Source organism: uncultured Chitinibacter sp., assembly GCF_945957625.1.
In the GTDB taxonomy this organism is placed as follows: Bacteria; Pseudomonadota; Gammaproteobacteria; order Burkholderiales; family Chitinibacteraceae; genus Chitinibacter; species Chitinibacter tainanensis.
Genome location: NZ_CAMFLP010000018.1, coordinates 1 through 23,508, shown reverse-complemented (window position 1 = coordinate 23,508; position 23,508 = coordinate 1). Strand labels below are relative to the sequence as shown.

Annotated in this window: 26 protein-coding genes; 15 read left to right on the top strand and 11 right to left on the bottom strand. The window is 54.0% G+C overall.

Annotated features, from left to right (window positions below):
- Nucleotides 1-26: 26 nt before the first annotated feature.
- The 3 genes from QV747_RS15470 to QV747_RS15460 are packed head-to-tail and all read left to right on the top strand — an operon-like array spanning nt 27 to nt 2,303.
- Nucleotides 27-1,010, top strand: a complete 984-nt coding sequence (locus tag QV747_RS15470) for a DNA-directed RNA polymerase subunit alpha (protein ID WP_034618537.1) — start codon at nt 27-29, stop codon at nt 1,008-1,010.
- Between the two features lie 26 nt (nt 1,011-1,036).
- The gene (gene rplQ / locus QV747_RS15465; RefSeq protein ID WP_028448416.1) at nt 1,037-1,417 is read left to right on the top strand and encodes a 50S ribosomal protein L17; all 381 of its coding nucleotides are present in this window, start codon (nt 1,037-1,039) and stop codon (nt 1,415-1,417) included.
- Between the two features lie 58 nt (nt 1,418-1,475).
- Nucleotides 1,476-2,303 (top strand): symmetrical bis(5'-nucleosyl)-tetraphosphatase, encoded by an 828-nt coding sequence (locus QV747_RS15460; protein WP_273432319.1) that lies wholly within the window; start codon nt 1,476-1,478, stop codon nt 2,301-2,303.
- Here the strand turns inward: QV747_RS15460 and QV747_RS15455 are convergent.
- The 9 genes from QV747_RS15455 to QV747_RS15415 all read right to left on the bottom strand — a co-directional run bounded on the left by QV747_RS15455 (nt 2,260) and on the right by QV747_RS15415 (nt 10,370).
- Nucleotides 2,260-2,889 (bottom strand): 1-acyl-sn-glycerol-3-phosphate acyltransferase, encoded by a 630-nt coding sequence (locus QV747_RS15455; RefSeq protein ID WP_288791539.1) that lies wholly within the window; start codon nt 2,887-2,889, stop codon nt 2,260-2,262. The genes QV747_RS15460 and QV747_RS15455 overlap by 44 nt on opposite strands.
- Before the next feature lie 200 nt (nt 2,890-3,089).
- A complete protein-coding gene (locus QV747_RS15450) occupies nt 3,090-3,884 on the bottom strand; it encodes a GNAT family N-acetyltransferase (RefSeq protein ID WP_273432316.1) in 795 nt (264 codons plus the stop codon).
- 52 nt (nt 3,885-3,936) lie between these two features.
- Nucleotides 3,937-4,131, bottom strand: coding sequence for a DNA gyrase inhibitor YacG (locus QV747_RS15445; RefSeq protein WP_273432314.1), 195 nt, complete (start codon nt 4,129-4,131; stop codon nt 3,937-3,939).
- On the bottom strand, nt 4,131-4,889 hold the full coding sequence (zapD, locus tag QV747_RS15440; RefSeq protein WP_273432312.1) for a cell division protein ZapD: 759 nt from the start codon (nt 4,887-4,889) through the stop codon (nt 4,131-4,133). The genes QV747_RS15445 and zapD overlap by 1 nt, the downstream gene beginning before the upstream one ends.
- A 13-nt stretch (nt 4,890-4,902) precedes the next feature.
- Nucleotides 4,903-5,550, bottom strand: coding sequence for a dephospho-CoA kinase (gene coaE, locus QV747_RS15435; protein ID WP_273432311.1), 648 nt, complete (start codon nt 5,548-5,550; stop codon nt 4,903-4,905).
- A complete protein-coding gene (locus QV747_RS15430; protein WP_273432310.1) occupies nt 5,540-6,391 on the bottom strand; it encodes an A24 family peptidase in 852 nt (283 codons plus the stop codon). The genes coaE and QV747_RS15430 overlap by 11 nt, the downstream gene beginning before the upstream one ends.
- Nucleotides 6,391-7,617, bottom strand: a complete 1,227-nt coding sequence (locus QV747_RS15425) for a type II secretion system F family protein (RefSeq protein WP_273432309.1) — start codon at nt 7,615-7,617, stop codon at nt 6,391-6,393. The genes QV747_RS15430 and QV747_RS15425 overlap by 1 nt, the downstream gene beginning before the upstream one ends.
- Before the next feature lie 12 nt (nt 7,618-7,629).
- Nucleotides 7,630-9,336 (bottom strand): type IV-A pilus assembly ATPase PilB, encoded by a 1,707-nt coding sequence (gene pilB / locus QV747_RS15420; RefSeq protein ID WP_034618539.1) that lies wholly within the window; start codon nt 9,334-9,336, stop codon nt 7,630-7,632.
- 227 nt (nt 9,337-9,563) lie between these two features.
- Entirely contained in the window at nt 9,564-10,370 is an 807-nt protein-coding gene (locus tag QV747_RS15415; RefSeq protein WP_273432306.1) for an inner membrane protein YpjD, read from the bottom strand.
- An 81-nt stretch (nt 10,371-10,451) separates the two neighbouring features.
- Here QV747_RS15415 and ffh point away from each other — a divergent pair, with 81 nt between their 5' ends.
- The 5 genes from ffh to rplS all read left to right on the top strand — a co-directional run bounded on the left by ffh (nt 10,452) and on the right by rplS (nt 13,892).
- Nucleotides 10,452-11,795 carry a signal recognition particle protein gene (gene ffh / locus QV747_RS15410; protein ID WP_273432304.1) on the top strand — a complete coding sequence of 448 codons (1,344 nt, stop codon included), beginning with the start codon at nt 10,452-10,454 and terminating at the stop codon, nt 11,793-11,795.
- A 103-nt stretch (nt 11,796-11,898) separates the two neighbouring features.
- Nucleotides 11,899-12,147 carry a 30S ribosomal protein S16 gene (gene rpsP / locus QV747_RS15405; protein WP_028448426.1) on the top strand — a complete coding sequence of 83 codons (249 nt, stop codon included), beginning with the start codon at nt 11,899-11,901 and terminating at the stop codon, nt 12,145-12,147.
- Nucleotides 12,148-12,154: 7 nt separating this feature from the next.
- The gene (rimM, locus tag QV747_RS15400; protein ID WP_288791538.1) at nt 12,155-12,700 is read left to right on the top strand and encodes a ribosome maturation factor RimM; all 546 of its coding nucleotides are present in this window, start codon (nt 12,155-12,157) and stop codon (nt 12,698-12,700) included.
- A gap of 14 nt (nt 12,701-12,714) precedes the next feature.
- Nucleotides 12,715-13,515, top strand: coding sequence for a tRNA (guanosine(37)-N1)-methyltransferase TrmD (trmD, locus tag QV747_RS15395; protein ID WP_273432301.1), 801 nt, complete (start codon nt 12,715-12,717; stop codon nt 13,513-13,515).
- Complete coding sequence (rplS, locus tag QV747_RS15390) at nt 13,512-13,892, top strand: 50S ribosomal protein L19 (protein ID WP_028448428.1); 381 nt, start codon at nt 13,512-13,514, stop codon at nt 13,890-13,892. The genes trmD and rplS overlap by 4 nt, the downstream gene beginning before the upstream one ends.
- A gap of 79 nt (nt 13,893-13,971) precedes the next feature.
- On the opposite strand, the gene ispB is transcribed toward rplS, so the two are convergent.
- Complete coding sequence (ispB, locus tag QV747_RS15385; protein ID WP_273432298.1) at nt 13,972-14,985, bottom strand: octaprenyl diphosphate synthase; 1,014 nt, start codon at nt 14,983-14,985, stop codon at nt 13,972-13,974.
- Nucleotides 14,986-15,173: 188 nt separating this feature from the next.
- Here ispB and rplU point away from each other — a divergent pair, with 188 nt between their 5' ends.
- The 7 genes from rplU to QV747_RS15350 all read left to right on the top strand — a co-directional run bounded on the left by rplU (nt 15,174) and on the right by QV747_RS15350 (nt 23,212).
- The gene (gene rplU / locus QV747_RS15380) at nt 15,174-15,485 is read left to right on the top strand and encodes a 50S ribosomal protein L21 (RefSeq protein WP_028448430.1); all 312 of its coding nucleotides are present in this window, start codon (nt 15,174-15,176) and stop codon (nt 15,483-15,485) included.
- Nucleotides 15,486-15,500: 15 nt separating this feature from the next.
- A complete protein-coding gene (rpmA, locus tag QV747_RS15375) occupies nt 15,501-15,773 on the top strand; it encodes a 50S ribosomal protein L27 (RefSeq protein ID WP_028448431.1) in 273 nt (90 codons plus the stop codon).
- A gap of 167 nt (nt 15,774-15,940) precedes the next feature.
- Entirely contained in the window at nt 15,941-17,104 is a 1,164-nt protein-coding gene (obgE, locus tag QV747_RS15370; protein ID WP_028448432.1) for a GTPase ObgE, read from the top strand.
- Between the two features lie 149 nt (nt 17,105-17,253).
- On the top strand, nt 17,254-18,516 hold the full coding sequence (locus QV747_RS15365; protein WP_028448433.1) for a hypothetical protein: 1,263 nt from the start codon (nt 17,254-17,256) through the stop codon (nt 18,514-18,516).
- 17 nt (nt 18,517-18,533) lie between these two features.
- Complete coding sequence (locus QV747_RS15360) at nt 18,534-19,193, top strand: hypothetical protein (protein ID WP_028448434.1); 660 nt, start codon at nt 18,534-18,536, stop codon at nt 19,191-19,193.
- Nucleotides 19,193-22,033, top strand: coding sequence for an AAA family ATPase (locus QV747_RS15355; RefSeq protein WP_273432293.1), 2,841 nt, complete (start codon nt 19,193-19,195; stop codon nt 22,031-22,033). Before QV747_RS15360 ends, QV747_RS15355 begins: the two co-directional genes overlap by 1 nt.
- Nucleotides 22,034-22,042: 9 nt before the next feature.
- On the top strand, nt 22,043-23,212 hold the full coding sequence (locus QV747_RS15350) for a class I SAM-dependent RNA methyltransferase (protein ID WP_273432291.1): 1,170 nt from the start codon (nt 22,043-22,045) through the stop codon (nt 23,210-23,212).
- Nucleotides 23,213-23,280: 68 nt separating this feature from the next.
- Here the strand turns inward: QV747_RS15350 and QV747_RS15345 are convergent.
- Nucleotides 23,281-23,508: hypothetical protein (locus QV747_RS15345; RefSeq protein ID WP_273432289.1), on the bottom strand; the 228-nt coding region annotated here is incomplete at its 5' end.

Genomic DNA, 23,508 nt, shown 5'->3' with positions numbered 1-23,508 from the left:
AACCAGTTGGCAAGGGATACTGACTTATGCAAATTAACGCAAACGAGTTGCTCAAACCGCGCATTATTGATGTGCAGGCTCTGGCTCAAGCTCACGCTAAGGTCGTTATGGAGCCGTTTGAGCGTGGTTATGGCCATACTCTCGGTAATGCGCTTCGCCGGATTCTTCTTTCTTCAATGGCCGGTTACGCACCGACCGAAGTTAAGATTGACGGTGTAGTTCACGAATATTCCGCATTGGATGGCGTACAGGAAGACGTAGTCGATATCCTGTTGAACCTGAAAGGCGTTGTGCTGAAACTGCATGGTCGGGATTCTGTCACTCTTACCCTAACTAAAGAGGGTGAGGGTGTCGTCAAGGCTTCCGACATTCAGTTGCCGCATGATGTAGAGGTGATTAACCCTGATCATGTCATTGCGCACCTGTCTGCGGGTGGCAAGCTGAGCATGGAAATCACTGTCGAGAAAGGTCGCGGCTATCAGCCTGCTCCTGCTCGTCTGAACAAAGATGAAGGCCGTTCTATCGGTACTATCATCCTGGATGCTTCATTCAGCCCTATCCGCCGCGTGAGCTATCAAGTTGAAAGCGCACGTGTTGAACAGCGTACTGATCTTGACCGTCTGATTATCGACATTGAAACCAATGGCGTAATCGAGCCGGATGAGGCTGTGCGTCAGGCTGCGCGTATGCTGATCGACCAGCTCGGCGTATTTGCTGATCTGGAAGGTACGCAAGAAGAGAAAGTAGTTGAGCCACAAGTCACCATCGATCCGATTCTGCTGCGTCCAGTAGATGATCTCGAGTTGACCGTACGTTCAGCGAACTGCTTGAAAGCGGAAAACATCTATTACATCGGCGATCTGATTCAACGTACCGAAACCGAGTTGCTTAAAGCGCCTAACTTGGGTCGTAAATCGTTGAACGAGATCAAAGAGGTCTTGGCTTCCAAAGGCCTTAGCCTTGGCATGCGCCTTGAAAACTGGCCACCAGCTGGCTTAGATAAGCCTTAAGCTGGTACTAGCAAAGGAATTGACAAATGCGTCATCGTCTTTCTAATCGTAAACTGAATCGCACGTCGAGCCATCGTCTGGCGATGTTGCGCAACTTGGCTAATGCCTTGTTGAAGCACGAAGTAATCAAAACCACTCTGCCAAAAGCGAAAGAACTGCGTCGCGTGGCCGAGCCCCTGATTACTCTGGGTAAAAAACCTTCATTGGCTAACCGCCGTCTGGCATTTGACCGCACTCGTGATCGCGAGATCGTGGTTAAACTGTTCGACGTTCTGGGTCCACGCTATGCTGCACGTAACGGCGGCTATCTGCGTATCCTGAAATGTGGTTTCCGTGTTGGCGACAACGCGCCTATGGCGTATGTTGAGCTGGTTGACCGCCCGGAAGAAGTTGAAGCTGCTGAATAAGTAGTTTCAAAATGAAAAGCCGACCTTTCTAGGTCGGCTTTTTCTTTGTGTGGATTTTATGGCTACCTATGTAATCGGTGATGTACAAGGCTGTTTTGCAGAGTTCAGCCGCCTTCTTGCACTAGTGCGCTTTAATCCGGCAGAAGATCGGCTGATTTTCCTGGGGGATTTAGTCAACCGTGGGCCCGGTTCGCGTGAAGTGTTGGCATGGGCGTATACGCATCGAGACCTTGTTGAACTCGTACTTGGCAATCATGATTTGCATCTGCTGGCGTGTTGGCTTGGTTTCGCGCAGCCAAAAGGCTTGGATACTTTAGCTGAGATACTTGCTGATCCTGAGTGCGAGAATTGGTGTGAGTGGCTACTGCAGCAACCTTTATTACTAAAAAGGCAGGGGTATATGCTCAGCCACGCCGGAATCAATCCCGTATGGGCTGATACGGAGGCAGAGTATTGGGCTAATTTTGCCCGGCTGCGTTATAGTTCTGCGGAACGCAAGCTATGGTTTGCGGACATGTATGGCAATAAACCGCGTCGGTTCGATATCAATGATGACGAGGATGGTTTATTCCGTTTTGCCATTAATAGTTTTACTCGCATGCGCTTTTGCGAACCGGATGGCAAACTCGACTTTAAATTTAAAGGCGAGTTGGATACTGCTCCACACAATTTGCAACCTTGGTTTGTGGTGCGAGAACAGTTAGGCAATGCAGCTGCCCCAGTTTTGTTTGGGCATTGGTCCGCGCTTGGTGTGCGCAAAACGCCTGCATATGTGGCCTTGGATAGTGGTTGTGTCTGGGGTGGTGCTTTAACGGCCTTTTGCTTAGAAACTGGTGAACTCTTTAGCCAAGCTGCATTGGCTGCTTATCAGCATATTGAAGCATGAAAGCATGATGCTGTTGTTCAATCACATGTTGTAATTCGCTGGTGAGCTCGGCGCGAGTTTTGCCAGTAATGCTGATTGGCGGCAGATAGTAGAGATGAAACACCAGCCCAGAGTGTTTCATCAACGTATGCATCGATTGCTCGAAGCTAATATCGTCGATGTAGGCAGCCAAGTCGGTTTGTTTGCCGTTGAGTGTGTAGTTCAGGTAAAACGGCTGAATGGTGCCTTCAGAATTCATCACAGCTTGAATCAGCGAACCTTTGAAAGGTAATACTTGGCGGCCGTTGCTGGTAGTGCCTTCAGGGAAAAAGCTAATGCATTCGCCCGCCCGCATTGCAGCACTAATCTGTTCGTTAACGAGTTTGGTGTCTTTGATGCGTTGCCGATTAATAAAGAATGTGCCTGCGCCTTGGCAGAGTCGGCCGACTAATGGCCAGCCTGCAATCTCAGATTTAGCGACAAAACCTGAATGAAATTGGCTTTTAAGTGCGAATATATCAAGCCACGAAATATGATTGCCCGCATACAGTAGATTGCCGGCCTGGGTGTCGATTTGGCCGTGGATTTCTAATTGCAGATCGAACACAGCAATCAGCTTCAGTGACCATTGTTTGATCTTTGTACCACGTTGCTGATAACTAAGTCGTGGCAAAACAAATGTGACCTGAAACAGGCCGCTCCCAAGGAGTAAGGCCAGCTGCAGGCCACGCAGAAGATATTTCATTGCTGCTCTAATCTAATACCAATTACCTTACAGTGTAGCGGAATGTGCCATTGCCGTAGAGCTTAACGGCTGAAGTGTCGCACATGGCGTGCATTCAGGGCATTCATTGGCAGTAGCATAAAAAAGTCTGCTGAGTTGAAGTCTGGATCCCACGCAGGTTCGCCGCACACCATTGCGCCGGCCTTGATATAGCCTTTAATCAAAGGCGGGATTTCAACTTCGATTTGCCCCGCCAACCCAGCGAGGGGTAATGGATGGCGCGGAAAAACTCGCCATTCAATCGGCGCGTAAGATGCTGCTTTAAGTTGGTTGTATAAGCTTGTAGCCCGGTGGCCACCATCAGAAAGTGGGATGGAAGCGCAGCCCATCATGTATTGATAATTGTTTTGCCGCATGTATTGCGACAAGCCTGCCCATAAGCGGGCGATGGTAGAGCCCGTGCGGTAGTTGGCATCGACACAGGAGCGACCAAATTCAACCAGCTGCGGACGGATGTGTTGTAAACGAGTCAGATCAAATTCGATATCTGAATAATAGCTGCCTACTTTTTTGGCTTGATGTGGCGGCAAGATGCGATAGGTGCCAACAACTTCACCGGTTTCATCATTCATGGCGATCAAGTGGTCGCAATAGGCATCGAACAGATCTTCATCAATCCCGAACTCTTTGGTGTTGAGTTTGGCGCCCATTTCATCCGCAAAGATGCGATAGCGCAGGGCTTGTGCGGCGCGGATTTGATCTTTCGAAGTGGCCAGGGCAACAGTAATTTTGCCGGTGCGTGAGCTGGTATGGCTGTGCGTGAGGGCGTGGTGCATGAGAAACCTCGTCGTGTGTTTCTCATACGTTAGCTGGCGCATATTGCTATGCGGTGAAAATTAAATGATGTTTGAGTTGCGCTTGGCTTACTACTTAATGCTGGGGTGCCAATTGTGCCTGCAATAACTCGAGTGGATCAACTTCGGCGCTGTCGGCGACGCGATATTTCTCGCTGGCCCATTCGCCCAGATCGATTAATTTGCAGCGCTCACTGCAAAAAGGTCGAAATGGATTGCTCGTGGAGTATTCAGTTTGGGATTTGCAGATCGGGCAGAGTACTGATGGCATTACAAGTTGCAATAAGTTAGCGTGAAGTTGAGATCGGTTTCGATGACCTTGGCGCGTTCACCGCTGGTGGAAGGCACGATAAAGCGAATATTGATCGCATAGCGGTTAGCAGATAGCTCCGGGACTGCCGGTACATCGGTCGGTAAAGAGACTTTTAGCATCTGCACGGTTTTGCCGCCCGACACTTGCTGAAAACAGCCGGCCTTGGCGGTGTAGTGCGTACTCTTGCCTGAGTCACGCAATAGCTTCAAAACGATATCGAGGCCGTTTTTAATTGGTAGCAATGGTGTTAGCCAGCGCTCCAAGTCGGCGCGGCGGCGATCAGCGCTTTGTTTGCGCCAGTAGTGATAAGAGGGCAGATCAAACTCGCACACGCCACCTGGAATGGACACACGCTGCTTAATGGCCATTAGCCATTCATTCTCGCGCAGGTATTGGCCAAACTTGCCAGTCATATCCAGTAAATTGGTATGCGTGATTTCAATCTCGCCCAACACTTGCTCAAGGGCATCTTCGGAGATATGCGGATTATTGCGTAGGGCGGCTAGGGCTTGGCGTTGGCGTTCCAGCTCTTGCAGCAGGTCTGATTTCAGATCCGCACGGCTGGCCACTTCCATAATCTCAAAAATACCCAGCAAGGCCATGTGGTGATCAAGTGCATCTTCCCGGGCAACCAGCTTGCTAGTGCGCACATACAGCTCTTCAAGGCGCAGCAAGGTGCGAATGCGTTCATTGATCGGGAATTCGTAGCTAATCACGTGATGCTGCCCTTCAAGTTCCACTTTGGGAGGAAAAATGGCAGGGATGGCGCTTGCTGATCTCTGCCAGTATTTTTCGATGAAGCCGGTTTACCTGATACACAATATCAAGCTTAGACCCATTATTGTAAAGCAAGTAATCGCTAAGATGTCCGCGTTCGTCATCGCCCAATTGATTATTCATAATCGATACGACAGTTTCGCGGGTTAAAGCTGAGCGTTGCATCACGCGACGTATCCTTAGCTCGGTATCTGCCAAGATGGTCGCCGTTTCATCGCAGTGCGCACGAAAGCTTGGTGTTTCATGCAGTAGCGGCACCATAAAGATGATGTATTCGCTCTCGATCGTTGCGATGGCCTGCAGACAGGTTTGGAGAATGGCCGGTTGAAAAATGGATTCGAGTCTGACTTTGGCGTCGGGATTGCTAAAGACGGCATCGCGCAACCATGCTCGATTTAATGTGCCATCATTTGCAACTGCATTTGGGCCAAAAGCCTGCGCAACTTGGGGAGTCAGGGGGGAGTTGGCTTGGCTTAATTCATGGGCCTGTGCATCGGCATCGATGACACCGATGCCGAGCTGTTGCCAGATTGCAGCAAAGGTAGATTTGCCAGAGCCGATGCCGCCAGTCAGGCCGATAACCGGCCGCTTAGAGGCCATACAGCAAATGGTTAAGCTCTGGACCAAAGAACAGGGCCAAAATCCCCGCGATGCCTAGGTAGGGGCCGAAGGGTAATGGCTTATTCCAACCGCGGTTTTTGCCAATCACCATCACAATGCCGATTGCTGCTCCGGCCAAGGATGACAGAAGAATAATCGCTGGCAAGCTACTAGCACCTAGCCACGCGCCTAGTGCTGCAAGTAATTTGAAGTCGCCGTAGCCCATGCCTTCTTTCCCTGTTACGAGCTTGAATAGCCAGTATATGCTCCAAAGGCTTAAATAGCCTAATGCAGCGCCATATACTGCCGAGGGTAAGCTGGTAAACAAAGCAAAGCTATTGGCAAGTAGCCCCGCCCAAACTAAGGGTAGGGTGATCGAGTCGGGTAAAAGATAGGTATCAGCATCGATCATGATCAATGCGATTAGAGCCCAAGCAAAAGGCAGGGCGCAGAGTAATTGCAAACTAGGGCCAAATTTCCAAGCGAGCAAAGCACTCAAAATGGCGGTGGCCAGCTCAACCGTGGGATAACGAATGCTGATGGCAGCTTGGCAATTTGAGCACTTGCCCTGCAGGAATAACCAGCTGATGACCGGGATGTTCTCACTGGCCTTGATCTGGTGCCCGCAATGAGGGCACGCAGAACGTGGTACTACCAATGTGTATTTGGCGCTGGTGGCCGTTTGTTTTGCTTCGGGGAAGTAGGTCTGGCATTCCTGCTTAAAACTGGCCTCCATCATAATCGGTAAACGATGAATGACTACATTCAGAAAGCTTCCAACCAGCAAGCCCAAAATACCTGCGATCCAGATCAGGATGTTCGGTTCAAAGAGATAATCCATTAGCCGACCGCCGCACCCATTTTGAAAATTGGCAGATACATTGCTACCACTAAGCCACCGATCAAGGTGCCTAATACCACCATGATGATCGGCTCCATCAGGCTGGAAAGTGCTTCTACAGCATTATCGACTTCTTCTTCGTAGTAGTCGGCGACCTTGCCGAGCATGCTATCCAGAGAGCCGGACTCTTCGCCAATCGAAGTCATCTGTAACACCATATTGGGAAATACATTGGCGTTTTGCATTGCAGTAGTGAGGCTGGTGCCGGTGCTCACTTCGGACTGAATGCGGCTTGTCGCGAGTTTATAGATAATATTGCCAGCGGCCCCGCCGACTGAGTCGAGCGACTCTACCAGTGGCACACCGGCTGCAAACATCGTTGCGAGGGTGCGGGTCCAGCGAGCAATCGTTGCGTTTTTGACGATTTCACCGAATACAGGCAGTTTAAGGAGTAGGCGGTCCATGAAGAACTGGACCTTCTCGGAACGGCGCCAGATTTGTAGGAAGCTATAAATACCGCCGCCAATCACGCCGAAGATAAGCCACCAGTATTGGACAAAAAAGTCCGAAATGGCCATCACTAAGAGCGTGGGGCCAGGTAGATCCGCACCAAAGCTCGAGAATAACTCTTTGAAGGCTGGAATTACGAAAATCATAATCACGGCAGTGATGACAAATGCGGCCACAATGACCGCGGTTGGGTAAAACATTGCCGATTTGATTTTCTTTTTAACAGCCAGAATTTTTTCTTTGTATGTCGCTAGACGCGCTAGCAGGGCGTCAAGAATACCGGCCTGTTCACCAGCCTGTACGAGGTTGCAGTACAGATTGTCAAAGTGCATTGGGTGCTTGCGAAAAGCCTGCGTCAACGATGAGCCGGTTTCGATATCCGTTTTGATTTCCATTAAAAGTTTGGTGACGGAGGGGTTGCTATGCCCCTTGGCAACGATATCAAAGGCTGTCAACAGCGGGACGCCTGATTTCAGCATGGTGGCCAATTGGCGGGTGAACATGGTGATGTCTAGTTCGGTGATTTTACGTCCTGCACCTAGGCGTACTTTCTTCACACTAGTGACGTTGATGCCTTGGCGGCGTAGCGTACTTTTGACTACGCTCTCCCCGCTGGCGCGCATTTCGCCTTTTACGATTTTATTGGTTCTATCCTTGCCTTCCCAGCGGAAGGTGAATTCTTTCACAGCTGGGCTCTTGCTTCTGGTAGTGGCCATGCTGATCCCCTATTAGGTATTGGTGACGGCCATGACTTCTTCTAGCGAAGTAAGGCCTTGTTTAACTTTACGCAGACCGGCTTCACGCAGGCTAAGAACGCCTTCTTTGCGCGCTTGGTCGGCAATGTCAATCGCGTTGCCGTGATTCATAATCAAGCGATTGATTTCGTCCGTGATGGGCATGACTTGATAAATGCCCACGCGGCCTTTGTAGCCCGTGTTTTTGCAGATATCGCAGCCAACTGGACCATACGGCTGCCATGTGTCGTCGAGGTCGGCTTCTGTGAAGCCCGCATCGAGTAGCGCTTGCTTGGGGATATCTACGTGTTTTTTGCAGCTGCACAGCCGCCTAGCTAAACGTTGCGCGGTAATCAAAATCACGGATGAGGCAATATTGAAGGGCTGAATACCCATATTCAGCATCCGCGTCAGCGTCGTCGGCGCATCATTGGTGTGGAGGGTTGAAAACACCATGTGGCCGGTTTGGGCGGCTTTAATTGCAATATCTGCAGTTTCAAGGTCGCGAATCTCCCCCACCATGATGATGTCGGGATCTTGACGCAAGAAAGCTTTTAGTGCTGCAGCAAAGGTTAGGCCGGCTTTGTCGTTGACGTTAACCTGGTTGATGCCGGGGAGGTTAATCTCGGCCGGATCTTCGGCAGTCGAGATATTGATATCTGGCTTATTGAGTAGATTTAGGCAGGTATACAGCGATACGGTTTTGCCCGAGCCCGTAGGGCCGGTAACCAGTACCATGCCGTACGGCCGTTGAATTGCGTCAAGGATAATGGCTTTCTGGTCAGGATCATATCCAAGAGCGTCAATGCCCAGTGTGGCGGAGGACGGATCCAAAATCCGCATTACGATTTTTTCGCCGTGCATCGTCGGCAAGGTAGAAACCCGGAAATCAATCGCCCGCGATTTGGACAGAACCAGCTTCATCCGGCCATCTTGCGGGATGCGCTTTTCTGAGATATCCAGTTTGGATATGACTTTAATCCGCGATGAAATTTTCTCTTTGATCGCCAGTGGTGGCTGCGCTACCTCGCGCAGCACCCCATCCACCCGATAGCGGATGCGATAGAACTTTTCGAACGGTTCAAAGTGGATATCTGAAGCGCCACCGTTAATGGCATCCATCAAGATCTTTTGCAGATATTTAACGACTGGGGCATCGTCAATTTCCTGCCCCATTTGCGCGTCGTTGCTGCTTGGCTCAGGGTCGCCGCCTGCCATTTCAAGGTCGGCTTCGTCAATGACAATGTCTTTGAAGTTGGCGCCTGACGCCTCAATGGTCTTGTTGAGGAGGTTAACAAGTTTGTTGTCCTCAACAATAATGGGCTCGACTTGCGAGTTGGTCTGAAAGCGAACTTTTTCGATGGCTTCCAGATTGGTGATGTCAGACAAACCAATAAACAACTTAGTGCCGCGTTTGAATAGGGGCACCAGGCGTTGAGAGCGCATGATGTTGTTATCCAGTACGCCCTGCGGCAGGTAGCTGGTATCGATGCGATCGAGGTCAAGCAGTGGATAGCCGAAAGTTTGCGAAGAAAATTCGGCGATTTCACGTGCGCTAAGTTTGCGGCTTTGGGTTAATTGTTCGATGAACGAGGTTTTGCTGCTGCTGGCGGCCGACTGCAAAGCTTCGGCGTCGGTTTCGCTGAGACGTCCATGCTGGACGAGCAGACGGGCGAGGCCTGAGATGTGCGGGGTGCTCATGGCAGAAAAATCACTCCAATGCGATCAAGGCTTGATCCGTACGTTGCGGACAAAGCAAGCTCAATATAACCATAATCTTTACAAGTCTAGCAGATGACTTTCGAATGCGTAGCATCTGCATCACATTATGCTAATGAAATGTTGCAACGTGGCTTGTGAGTGGTACTGATGGAGTGTGGGATGGTTCGCCAGGTGGGGTACGGCTGTTTGAGTAGAGGTATCTTGCGCTAAGCCTTGTGTAGAAAGACTTCTAGAGCAATACGGGTGCCAATATAGCCTAGTAACAGGCAGGCAAAGCCGACTAGCGCCCAGTTGGCGGCAAAGCGTCCGCGCCAGCCGCGAAGATGATGGCCTAGTAATAAAGTTGCAAAAATGATCCACGACAGCAAGCCAAATACGGTTTTGTGATTCCAGCTAAACCATTGCCCAAGTTGCTGGCTATTCATGATGGCGCCGGCAATCAGTGCTAGGGTCAGGGCGATAAAACCCGTGTCTAGGGTCGCGAAAAGTAGGCGCTCTAGCGTCAAAAGTGGCGGGAGGGTGCGAGCGAGTAGTTTGCTGGTGTGATGATGCAGGGTGCTGTCGGTCATGCGCATCAATACGGCGATCCCAGCGGCGATAAAAATCAAGCTCTGTGCCAGCATCGCCAAAAAGAAGTGCGCCTGAGAGAGCGGGTTGGCTTGATAGCTGGGGGTGTGGCCTGCGGGCAGTAGTAGCGCCAGCCCGATAAAGCCGGCAGCGAAAGCCATTAAGGGGGGCTCAATGCCGGCGAGCTGTAGTCGTTTTTGGCCACTGGCATAGATGGCCAGAGCTAGCCAGGCGGTGAGTGATAATGCTTGGGCTGCCCCAAAGGTGGGGGTGGGGCCGGCAATCGCGTGCAATAAGCCTGCGCCGTGGCAAAGTAAGCCTACGCCGAGTAAGACCGTTGCGATTGGCGCGCGCAGCAGGGCGCGGCCGGCGAGGCGTAGCTGGCAAAAATGCCAGCCGAGTAGCAGGTAAATGCAGAAAGCCAGCAGTGCAAGCAGAGTCAGCACGGCAATTAGGGTAAAATGGCAAAGAATTAAGTCTAACAGAGTGATTGCCCCTGCGGCAGTAACAGCTCAAGGAATCGTTGCATGTTTGAAAATCTGTCTGGCCGCCTTGGTAGTGTGGTGAAAACCCTGCGGGGGCATTCCCGTCTGACTGACGACAATATCAAGGATGCACTGCGCGAAGTGCGGATGGCTCTGCTGGAGGCCGATGTGGCGCTGCCGGCGGTGAAGCAGTTTATCGCTGACGTCAAAGTGCGAGCAGAGGGTCGTGAGGTGGTTGGCAGCCTTACGCCGGGGCAGGCCGTCATCGGTGTGGTGTACGAAGAGCTCACCAAGCTGATGGGTGCGCAAAACGATGCATTGAATCTGGCCGCGCAGCCCCCGGCGGTTATTTTGATGGCGGGTTTGCAGGGGGCGGGTAAAACCACTACCTCGGGCAAGTTGGCCAAGTTACTCAAAGAAACCCAGAAGAAGAAAGTATTGCTGGTGTCGACGGACGTCTATCGTCCGGCCGCGATCGAGCAGCTGAAAACCCTGGCGCAGCAGCTGGAAGTGGAGTGGTTTCCTTCTGATGTGTCGCAAAAGCCAGTAGATATCGCGCTGGCGGCGATTGATTATGCTAAGCGCCATTTCTTTGATGTGTTGATTGTCGATACGGCCGGTCGTCTGGCAATTGATGAAGCGATGATGCTGGAAATCAAGGCTTTGCATGCTTCGGTGAAACCAGTGGAAACCTTGTTCGTTGTTGATGCGATGCAAGGGCAGGATGCGGTGAATACCGCGCAGGCATTCAATGAAGCGCTGCCGCTCACGGGGGTGGTGCTTACCAAGATGGATGGTGATTCCCGTGGTGGTGCCGCGCTGTCGGTGCGACATATTACCGGTAAGCCGATTAAATTCCTGGGTACGGGCGAGAAGCTGACCGGTCTGGAGCCTTTCCATCCCGACCGTATGGCCAGTCGTGTGCTGGGCATGGGCGATGTGTTGTCGCTGATCGAAGATGTGCAAGCCAGCGTTGATGAAGCCGAAGCGCTGAAAATGATGAAGAAGGTCAAGTCCGGCAAGGGCTTTGATCTGGAAGACTTCAAGGCGCAAATTCAGCAAATGAAAAAAATGGGCGGTATGTCCGCGTTGCTGGATAAGCTGCCGGGTAATCTGGCCTCGATGGCCGATAGCCAGATGACCGATAAGGCGGTGGCGCGGATTGAAGGGATTATTAATTCAATGACGCCGCTAGAGCGGCGCAAGCCTGAGCTCCTGAAGGCGAGCCGCAAGCGGCGGATTGCCGCGGGGGCGGGGGTGTCGGTGCAGGAGGTCAATCGCCTGCTGAAGCAGTTTGAGCAAACCCAGAAGATGATGAAGCAATTCTCGGGTGGCGGCATGATGAAAATGATGCGTGGACTCAAGGGCTTGATGCCGGGGATGTAACTGTGGCGAGCCGATGGCTTGCCGTTGTATGGGCTTGCGATCTGTCGAGTAATCTGGCATGATTGCGAGCTTATTTTTATTTATTCAATGATTGGGTTTTATTATGGTCGTGATTCGTCTTGCTCGTGGTGGCTCAAAAGATCGCCCGTTCTACAATGTTGTGGTGACTGATTCTCGCAACCGCCGCGATGGTCGTTTCATCGAGCGCGTTGGCTTCTACAATCCACAAGCTTCTGGTGCTGCTGAAGAACTGCGCTTTGTTGCTGATCGCCTGAACTACTGGCTGGGCGTGGGCGCGCAACCTACTGACACCGTAGCGCGTCTGATCAAGCAAGCTAAAGTAGCTGCCTGATTTTTCCGTGGTGAAAGATTCTAAAGCCTCGTCGATCGAGGCCCAGCAGGTGCCAGAAGATCTGGTGGTGATGGGCTACATCAGCGGGGCTTTTGGTATTCAAGGCTGGGTAAGTCTAGTGGCTGATACGCAATATGCGGATAGCTTGCTGGATTACAAAACCTGGTGGGTCGGGCGTGATGGCCGTTGGTCAGCTAAAGCCGTCTTGGACGGGCATGTGCAGCCGAAAAAGCTCAATGCGCGTCTGGAGGGGGTGGCGGATCGCGATGCTGCTTTTGCACTCAAGGGGTGCGAAGTGGCGGTGCCACGCAGTGCCATGCCGGCCTTGGCTGCCGATGAGTACTACTGGGCTGATCTGGTGGGCGTGCAGGTGGTTAATCAGCAGGGCGAAAGCCTGGGCGTGATCGATCGCTTGTTCGAAACCGGAGCCAATGATGTCATCGTGGTGAAGGCGGATGGGGTTGAGCGCTTGGTTCCCTTTGTGGGGCATGTGGTGCTGAATGTCGATTTGCCGGCTAAAACCATGCTGGTTGACTGGGGGCTGGATTATTAATCCGGTGTGCGGCCATGCAATTTGACGTGGTGACGCTGTTTCCAGAGATGTTTGCGGCGATCACGGCGCACGGGGTTACCCGGCGCGCGGTTGAGCAAAATGCCATTGCGCTGCATACGTGCAATCCGCGGGATTTCACCACCGACAACTATCACCGGGTTGATGACCGCCCATTTGGTGGTGGCCCCGGGATGGTGATGCAGCCGGCGCCGCTGGATAAGGCCTTGGGGTATTGCAAGCAGCGCCAAGTTCAGAGCGGCTTGCAACCCTATACCGTCTATATGTCGCCGCAAGGCGCGCCGCTCACGCATGCAAAAGTGGCGCAGCTGGCCGAGAAATCGGCGCTGGTGCTGCTGTGTGGTCGGTATGAGGGTGTTGATGAGCGTGTTTTGCAGGCGCACGTCGACGAAGAAATTTCCGTGGGCGATTATGTTTTGTCGGGGGGTGAATTGCCCGCGATGATTCTGATCGACGCGGTGGCGCGCTTGCTGCCTGGGGTGTTAAACACCGCGGCCAGTGCGGTCGAAGATTCGTTTGTGGATGGGCTGCTGGATTGTCCGCATTACACCCGTCCTGAAGTTTATCGCGATATGGTGGTTCCGGAGGTTTTGCTTTCGGGGAACCATGCCGCAATAAGGCGCTGGCGTTTGAAGCAGTCGCTGGGGCGCACTTGGTTGCGTCGCCCAGATTTGCTGCAAGAGCGCCGGTTATCTAAAGAAGAGGCACGGCTTCTGGCTGAGTTCCAGCGTGAACAATCGGCTGTAGCGCCCGGCGCGGCGTCAGAAGGTACGGTCTCACTAGGAGAAGTAAAATGAACTTGATTCAACAACTCGAGCAAGAAGAAATCGCCCGTCTGGGTAAATCTATCCCTGAATTCGCCCCAGGTGACACCGTTGTGGTCTCTGTGAAAGTGAAAGAGGGTTCACGTGAACGTCTGCAGGCTTATGAAGGCGTGGTGATTGCTAAGCGCAATCGCGGCCTGAACAGCAACTTCATCGTGCGCAAGATTTCTTCTGGCACTGGCGTTGAGCGTACTTTCCAAACTTACTCACCACTGGTGGCTTCAATTGAAGTTAAACGCCGCGGTGACGTTCGTCGCGCCAAACTGTACTACCTCCGTGATCGTTCAGGTAAATCTGCACGTATCAAGGAAAAATTGCCTGCGCGTAAAGTGGCTGCTCCAGCTGCTTAATGCCTCGGTAATTTGGCCAATAAAAAACCCCGCGCTGCGGGGTTTTTTATTGTCGGCTTTCTTGTTGGCTTGGTCTGGCTTAGCTATTGCGCGCAATTGCTAGGTCAGCCAGCGCCAGCAAGGCTTCGGTGTGCGGGTTGGTGGGGAGGTGACTCAGGCAAGCTTTCGCGCGGGCGGCTTCTTCGCTGGCGATTTGCCGGGCGTAATCCAGTGCGCCTGATTGCTGTACGGCAGCCAGAATGGCGGGGAAATGTTCACGCTTGGCGTTTTCCAGGGCGTCTTTCACCAGTGCTGCGGCGCTGCTATCGCCTTGTTGCATGATAAAAATCAGTGGCAAGGTCGGTTTGCCTTCGGCGAGATCGTCGCCCAAGGACTTGCCAATTTCTTCCTGTTTGCCAGAGTAATCGAGCACATCGTCGATAATTTGAAAGGCGGTGCCCAAGTGCATGCCGTAGCGAGCGAGTGCGTCTTCGGTGTCTGCGTTGCTGTGATTCAAGATGGCGCCCAGGCGTGCGGCTGCTTCAAAAAGCTTGGCGGTTTTGTAGCGGATTACTTTGAGGTAGTCGGCTTCATCGATGTCGATATTGCCGATATTCATCAGTTGCAGCACTTCCCCTTCGGCGATCACATTGGTTGCGTCGGCCAGTACTTCCATGATCCGCATCGAGCCGCAATTCACCATCATCTGAAAGGCGCGGCTGTAGAGAAAATCGCCCACCAGCACGCTGGCGGCATTGCCAAACAGGGCATTGGCGGTGTCACGGCCGCGGCGCAGGCTGGATTCGTCGACCACGTCGTCGTGCAGCAGGGTGGCGGTGTGGATAAACTCGATCACGGCCGCCAGTTCGTGATGGTGCCGGCCTTGGTAGCCCAGAGCTTGCGCCGAAAGCAGGGTGATCATGGGGCGCAGACGTTTGCCGCCGGATGAAACAATATACTCGGCCACTTGTCGTACCAGCACGACATCGGAATAAAGACGCTCGCGGATCACCTGATCCATTTGCGCCATGTCGGCATCTACGACCGATTTGACAAACTGCATCGACACGCTGTGCTTACCCTTGGGGCTGTTGGCCTCGTGGCCGTTAATCATTGAGTCGCGTGATTTTAGCAGAGATGGGCTTCTTGCGCCCATTCTTGCCGTGGCGGCACGGGAAAAGTGTTGGGTAAGTCCTTGACTTTACATGGACATGCGCTTACTATGCTCGATTCTCAATTTTGAGATGCCGCGCTGCGCGGATTGTGCGCTGGCGCGTTGGGTCAAACTCTTAGGAGCTTGTTATGTATGCAGTCGTAAAAACTGGTGGCAAACAATATAAAGTTGCTATCGGCGAAAAACTTAAAGTAGAACAGATTGCTGCAGACATCGACAGCCAAATCGTACTGAATGAAGTATTGATGGTGGCAGACGGTGATGCGGTTGTAATTGGCGCCCCAGTGGTTGCCGGTGCTGCCATCAAAGCAACTGTAATTTCTCAAGGTCGTGGTGAGAAGGTTCGCATTTTCAAAATGCGCCGTCGTAAACACTACATGCGTCGTGCTGGCCATCGCCAGAACTACACTGAAATTCGCATTGACGAAATCGTTAAGTAATTAAGGAGCTGAACCATGGCACATAAGAAAGCTGGTGGTAGTTCGCGTAACGGTCGCGATTCAGAAGCCAAACGCTTGGGTATCAAAGTTTACGGTGGTGAGCTGATCCCTGCGGGTTCTATCATTGTTCGTCAACGTGGTACTGAATTCCACGCTGGTGACAACGTAGGCATGGGCAAAGACCACACCCTGTTTGCAAAAGTTGACGGCTATGTACAATTTGCAGTGAAAGGCGCCCTGAAGCGTCGCACTGTAACTGTACTGCCATACACCGGCGAAGAAGCATAAGCTTTTTCCTGGTTCGCTTGGAAAGCCCTATCCTGGTGATGGGGCTTTTTTTCTTTTAGTGGGCTAGCAAGGTGATTTAACAGGTACATGCAGGGGTATGTGCTGGTGCGCGTTAAATTACTTTGTTTTTGGGGCGATACCCCGGCTTGTTGAGCTGGAGAGCACATATGAAATTCATTGACGAAGCAAAAATCGAAGTCATTGGCGGCAAGGGCGGCAATGGTTCGGCCAGTATGCGCCGGGAAAAATTCGTGCCCCGTGGTGGCCCGGATGGTGGCGATGGCGGCCGAGGTGGTACGGTGTGGGCAGTGGCCGACGAAGACATCAATACCCTGGTGGATTACCGTTTTGTGCGCAAATACAAAGCCAAAGACGGTGAAAACGGCCGCGGTGCCGATTGCTATGGCAAGGGCGGTGATGACATCGAGCTGCGCATGCCGGTAGGTACCGTGCTCAGTGATGCCGAAACCGGCGAAATCGTCGCTGATCTGACCACCAATGGCCAGCGGGTGGCGGTGGCCAAAGGTGGCCAAGGCGGTTTTGGTAATCTGCATTTCAAATCCTCAACCAATCGCGCGCCACGCCAAACCACGCCCGGCGCCGAAGGCGAACGCCGCGAACTGAAGCTTGAATTGAAAGTGCTGGCCGATGTGGGCTTGCTGGGGATGCCGAACGCCGGTAAATCGACCTTTATTCGCGCGGTATCAGCCGCTAAGCCGAAAGTAGCGGATTATCCGTTTACCACGCTGCACCCGAATCTTGGGGTGGTGCGCATTGATGACAATCGCAGCTTTGTGATTGCTGATATTCCCGGCCTAATTGAAGGCGCGGCCGAAGGCGCGGGCCTGGGGCATCGCTTCCTTAAACATTTGCAGCGCACTGGTATTTTGCTGCATCTGGTGGATTTGGCACCGTTTGATCCGGATACCGATCCGGTGGCGGAAGCCAATGCGATTGTCGAAGAGCTGCGCAAATACGACGAAGAGCTCTACAACAAGCCGCGCTGGTTGGTGCTCAATAAAGTCGACATGATTCCGGAAGAAGAGCGTGAAGAGCGCGTGCAGGCTTTCCTGAAAGCCTATGGCTGGGAAGATGTGCAGCGGGATGAATACGCCGCCTTCGATCCGGCACAGCCCCGCTACTTCGTGATCGCTGGTCTGACCGGTGAAGGTTGTCGTGATCTGGTCTACGCCATCGCCGATTATCGCGATGCAGCGAAAAAGCTGGCCAAGGAAGAAGCCGAAGCCGCCGCGGCCCGCTTGGCAGCCGAGCAAGAAGCCTTGCTGGCCGCGCGAGCCGCGGCGCTGGCGAACGACGAGGACATCGTTTAAGCCTTATCCCGCCTCGGGCCACCGGTTGCAATGACCGGCGGGCGCGAGGCGGTTCTCTCTGGCTGCAGCCTAGCCAGCCTCCCGCTAAAGGCATTGTTTTTCACTTCGTTTGCCTTTAGTCTTGCTGATCCCTGTTTTTTGTCATCTCCATGCAAGACGAAAATCTGTTTTCCGATTTTTTCCAGCCCGGATTTGTGCCGCATGAATTGCCGCAAGTGGCCGAGCTGTTGCGCGCGCGCACCTATATTGATGCGCTGATCGCCCTGTTTCGCGGCGGGGAAGATGAAGTTTTTGTCCGCCTGATTGTCTTGCGCGAAATCGGTGCGCGGGCCGATGCGCCGCGCTGGTCGCCGCAAGATTTGCAGGCCCACTTTGCCTATATCAATCAGGTGAAGCTCGATACCGTCCTCAAACGTTTGCGCGATTACGGCCTCTTGGTTTGGGATAGTGACGAGCAAATGTACGGTATGGCCGAGGCCGGCCGGGTGGCGCTGTCTTCGCTGGGCACCATGCTGCAATTTGCCGAGGGCGACGCCGAGCTCGGTTATCTCACTTCGCAGGTGGCCGCCGGCCAATCGCTGGGGCAAGTTTCTAACGAAGTGCTGCTCAATCTCTTGGCGCGGCTGAACGAGCTCTATGCGGATTTCGAGGCGGCGCTTGAGTCGCAATCCGAATTCCAAATTCGCGCTGCGCGCGAAAAGCTGGAAAAAGTGTGGCAATGGGTCGAGAAAGGCACCGATGTCATCCGCGCCGTGCTCACTGACGAAACCACGGATCAGCGGGTGTATCAGGTGGCGCAATCCATTGCGCTGGCGCAGGCGCGGATGCTGCGGCTGACGTCGGTCTTCCATCGCCGTCTTTCCGAGCTAGCCTCGCAACGCGTGCATTTGGGGCAATCGGGCCTCTCTACCACCAATGTGGCCGACTGGCTGCGCCGGCAAACGCAGGCCTCGCTGGCCGAATTGGGGCGCGATCTGATTTTGTATCATCCCGAGCCGCATTTTGTGGTGTCGGACATTCTGCTCGATATTGCCGAATTTGAAATCTGCGAGCGCGAGCGGCCCGATAATAGCGTCAGCGATATGCCGCAAAGCGCCGCTGCGCAGGAAGTGGGCGCGGTGGAAGCTGAGCGCCTGCTGGCGGCTGAGGCCTTGTACGACGAGTTGAATCAGCTGGCCCAACTTGGCGCCGGCAGCGACCTGCCCGCCGCCGTCTTGGCACCCACGTACAACGAAACCGCTTACCGCCTCTCGCTGCTCTCGCTGCTGGGCGATGCCGAGGCGGCGCTCGAGAAGAGCGTGGTGGCCGACATTGTGAAACTACCGCTGCGGCTGGAAGCTCACACCGAGTTGTACGAACCCGATCACCCTGAGGTGGCCAGCATCAGTGCCGGCCGCCTGCATCCACTTTGAAATAGGCTGCAAACAAGATGGATCAAGCCCTGAATATTCTGGTCGCGCGCCTATTGGCGCAGCGCTTTGTTCCCCGTAAAGACCCGCTCGCGCGGCGCGCGCTGATCGATGAAGCTTTTCGTGAATCACTCGAGCATCGTCTGGCCGATTGCGGCTTGCAGCTCTTGGAAAACCCCTATGCCGAGCACATCGCCGTGGCGCTGCAGCCGCAGATGGAAGACTGGGTATTTGGCGAAGGCGAAAATTGGCTTTCCAATAATATGGGCCTGCCGCGCGATGGCATTGCCCTGCTGGTGGTGATCTGGGCGCTGATCATTCTGCCCAAACGCGAACGGCAAATTGCCCGGGTGGAAGCCGGCAATGAAGAGCAGGGCGATCTCTTTGGCGCAGAAAAACCGATCGAGCACGGCGAGCAAGTCGCCCAGGGCGTATCGGAAGACGCGCTGTATGCCGATTTTGGCAAAGTGCTGGGCGGTAAAATGCGCTTCACCACCAATCTGGGTCAGCTGTCGAAACTGGGCTTTGTGGTGCGCCGCAACCGGATGATTTTTGAAGGCCCGCTGCTGGATTTGATGATCGACTACGCCAAACTGGCTCCGCGCATTATCAATGGGGCGCTGGCGGATATCTTGCAATTGCCCGCCGCCAAGCTGGCGGGTGAGGCGGAGGAAAACTAATGTTCCAGATCAAAACCCTGGAAATGGTGCACTGGGATTTCTGGCAGCGCATCACTGTGCCGCTGGATGCTCAGATTGTGACCATTGTTGGCCCGAATGGCTCGGGCAAAACCACGCTTTTGGACGCATTGCGCACCATGCTGGCGTTGAAATGCTCGGGCCGGCGGGATTACAAGCGCTATGTGCGTAATAACAAGGAAAACATCGCTTGGCTGCGCGCGGTGGTGAATAACCCGAAACGCACCGGCGGTGGTTTTTTCCCGTATCTGTTTTTCCCCTTAACCAGTGAAACCGTCACGCTGTTCTGCCGGATTAAAAAGCAGGGCGGGGATTGGGTGCGCCAGTATGCAATCGCCGAGGGCGATGCGGCGCTGGATGGGCAAACCGAGCAAAATCTGCAATGGCTGGGCGTGGGTGATTATCGTCGTCGGTTGGAGCAAGCCGGCCTGACACCAGCAATTGCCGAGGTATTGGCCCTGGAGCAAGGCGATACGGACAAGTTGTGCGAATACTCCCCCAAGGCATTGCTCGACTTGGTGTTTCAGGTCTTTGGCGACAAGGAAGTTCTCGACCATTACCAAGAAGCCAAGTTGCGTTTGCGCGAGGCCGAGGGCGAGCTGGATAAAATGCAGCAGCAGCTCTCGCAGCTGGGGCTGGATGTCGAGCGTTTCCGCCTGCGTGCTAGCAGCTACCTCGAATGGTGTGCGCTGGGTACGGATACGGTACGGCTAGAGCGCGAGGTGATCCCGGCACTGCAAGTGGCCGAAGCGCAAGATGGCCTGCGCCATGCCGTGCAGCAATATAAATTGCAGCGCCGCAATCTATGGCACAAGCGCGCGGATCTGGGGCAGCTGGATAAGCGACTGGCCGTGGCACAAACCGCCGCCAATCAAACCCTCAGCGGCGAGCAGCAAAGCAAAACTGATTACGAAGCGCTGTTTGCGCGCTTTCAGGCGGTGCGCGATGCCGCCCGCGATACCGAGCGCATTATGCGTGAGGGCGAAAAGCTGCGCGAGTTGGCCGAGCGTGAGCATGGCGCCGACGCGATTGGGCTGAATGATCAGCTGGCCGAGCTGAAGGTTAAAGAAGCCGAGCTCAAATTAGCGGTGAAGCAGGCGCGCGATGAGCGGCAGCAATTGTCCGAATCCCAGTTTGCCCTGCAGGCTGGTAAAGCGCCGTCACCCGATTTTGTGCGGCAAATGCGCGCCGCGCTGGATGAGGCGGGTATTCCGCATCAGCTGCTGACCGAAATCACCGAAGTGACCGATCCGGCCTGGCAAGATGCCGTCGAGGCGCTGCTGGCGCCGTCGCGGCATTTGATTTTGCTGCAGCGCGAAGCCGACAAACAGCGCGCCTGGGAAGTGGGTGAGCGGATGCGCTATCGCCACTTCATCGTGTCCGAGCGTGAACCGGCGCCACGGGCGAATCTGGGCTCGATTTTAGAAATCATCGATTTCAAAGCCAATGTGCCCCCATGGTTAAGCCGTCAGCTGAACGGCATTCAGCGCGTGAAATCGGTAGAAGCCGGTAGCCGCCTGAGCTCGGACTGGATTACCCGTGAGGGGTATTACCGTGAACGCCGCGGTGCGCGTTTCATTGGGATCGATACCCGCGAATACGCCTTTGGCGAGGCGGCACGTCATTCGCGCTTGAATGATATTGCGCTGCGCCTGAAGGCCCTGAACGATCAGGTGCTGGATCTGGAAACCGAGCTTGCCAGTGTGCAGCGCGATATCCAGGGCATCACCGTGCAGCTGATGGGCATGCAGGCGGTGTTGCAATTGGCGTCGCGCCAAGCTGAATTTGCTGCTGCGGCCGAGCGCTTCCCGGCCGAGCAGGCCGAAGTGCAACGCATGGGGGCCGAACTAGCTGCCGCGCAAGCCGCACTGGAAACCTCGCGCGAAAGCCGTGCCGATTTACGCTTGGCCGCGCAAAAAATCGAAATCGAGCGCGATCAATTCCGCCGAGCGGTGGATGAGCTGCAAGCGCAGCTCACGCGCCAGCGCAACGAGATCAGCCGCCAGCTTGGCGCGATTCGCGTGCTCAATGAAAAGGCCCTGCCGGCCTGGCTGTTGCCGCATGTACTCACGCAGCTGAAAGAAGAATATCGTAGCGTCACCGAGGTGAAGCACATTATCGAGCGCCAGCAAGAGCAACTCACGCAAGCGCATTGGGAGCGGGACGAAACCATCATCCAGCGCCGCGATAAGCTGGTGGCCGACTATGGTGCGCTGGAAGATGAAGCGCAAGGGCATCGCCAAGAGGTGGAGCGCACGGCTGAACTGACCGATGAAGCGCGGGCGGCCTATATCAATAAGCTGCGCGCCACGATTCGCGCCTACGGCCGCAATATCAAAGGGCTGGGTGATCTGGCTGGGATTGATGTTGAGTTGGATATGCCGCATCTGGAAAACGATGACGTGGTCCTGGCGCAAGCCGGCCTCACGGCGCGGTTTAACTTTGACCAGAAAGGCATGATGGGCCTGAACGATGGTGAAGCCTCGGGTGGTCAGCAGGTGATGAAGTCGCTGATTCTGCTGATTGGCCTGATGATGGATGACAATAATCCATCCGGCTTTGTCTTTATTGATGAGCCTTTTGCCCACTTGGATATTTTCAATATTGACCGGGTCGGTGGTTTCCTGAAAGCCACTCAGGCGCAATATCTGATCACTACGCCGCTGACGCACAACACCAATGTGTATGGCCCATCGGAGCTGACGCTCACCACCCGGAAAAAACGGCCCGGCGAAACTTGGGCGCCATTGATCATGCAAACCCGCCGCCGCACCGAGCAAAGCGGCGCAAATGCAGATACAGTGGTCAGCAGTCACTCTTAGGAAAACGCAGTGCTACAAATATTTCATTTTTTTGCGCCTTGTCCGCGCGGGCTGGAGCCAGTGCTGGTGCAGGAGTTGCAAGCGCTCGAGGCTAAGCAGATTAGTGCAACCGATGGCGGGGTGGCATTTAGCGGCCCATGGCCGTTGATGTACAAGGTCAATCTGCATTCGCGGGTGGCCAGTCGGGTGCTTTGGAAGCTGACCGAGCGTAGCTACCGCAACGAAGACGATCTATACCGTCTGGCCCGCGATACCGAATGGGCCGAGCTGTTTGCGGTTGAAAACACCATCAAGGTGCAAGTGACTGCGGTGCGCTCGCCTCTGCGTAGCCTCGACTTTATTGCTCTGAAAGTGAAGGACGGTATTTGTGATCGCTTTCGCCTGAAAACTGGCAATCGTCCAAGTGTCGATACTCGTGAGCCGGATATGCGGATTCACCTTTATCTGACTCACAAAATGGCCACGCTGTATCTCGATACTTCGGGTGAGGCGCTGTTTAAACGCGGCTATCGCGTGGAAACGGGCGACGCGCCCATTCGTGAAAATCTGGCCGCAGGCATTTTGAGCTTGAGCGGCTGGACGCCTGAGCAGCCTTTGTATGATCCAATGTGTGGCTCTGGCACTTTCCTGATCGAAGCTGCAATGATTGCGCGCCGAATCGCGCCTGGTCAGCGGCGCTCGTTTGCCTTCCAGCAGTTGCGGATGCACGACGATCAGTTCTGGCAGCAATTACGGGCGCAAGCCAAAGCGGCCGAATTGCAAAGCAATGCGCTGATCTATGGTAGCGATGTGTCGAGCACGGTGCTCAATCATGCCAAGGCCAATATTGAAGCAGCAGGGCTGGCCGATGCCATTCAGCTGAAACAGCTGAATGCCGCCGATGCCAAAGCGCCGGCAGCAAGCGGCGTTTGGGTGTGCAATCCGCCCTACGGTGAGCGCCTGGATGAAAAAGAGCGTCTCGCGAGTCTGTATCCGCAATGGGCGGCGACCTTAAAGCAGCGCTTTGCCGGTTGGAATGCTTATTTCCTCACCGCAGACCTGGATCTGCCGAAGTTTATGCGTCTGAAAGCCAGTAAACGGACGGTGCTGTTTAATGGCCCACTCGAATGTCGCTTGTTTGAATACAAGATGGTGGCCGGCAGTAATCGTGAAAAGACGGCAGAAGAAGCCGCAGAGTAATCCGGCCAGCGTATCAATTAGCTAAAGCAGCCCCCAAACACAGCCCGCGTCAGCGGGCTGTGGTGTTTCTAGGCTGGGTTTTGGCGGTGTTTGCGCTGGTGCTGCGGTGTTGCTGGGCGTGGGGGGCTGATTGTTTCTCTTGGTTTGGCGCGATTTTCTTTGGTGTTCGCTGCTTTGCAAATCAATCGCTTATCGACTTGTTGGCGGTTTTTCGTTGGATTGGTGTTGACGTGTTCGAGGCGGGTGGGTATAGTTCGGCCTCTCTGCTGATGACGCAGCGAAACAAAACAAGTTTC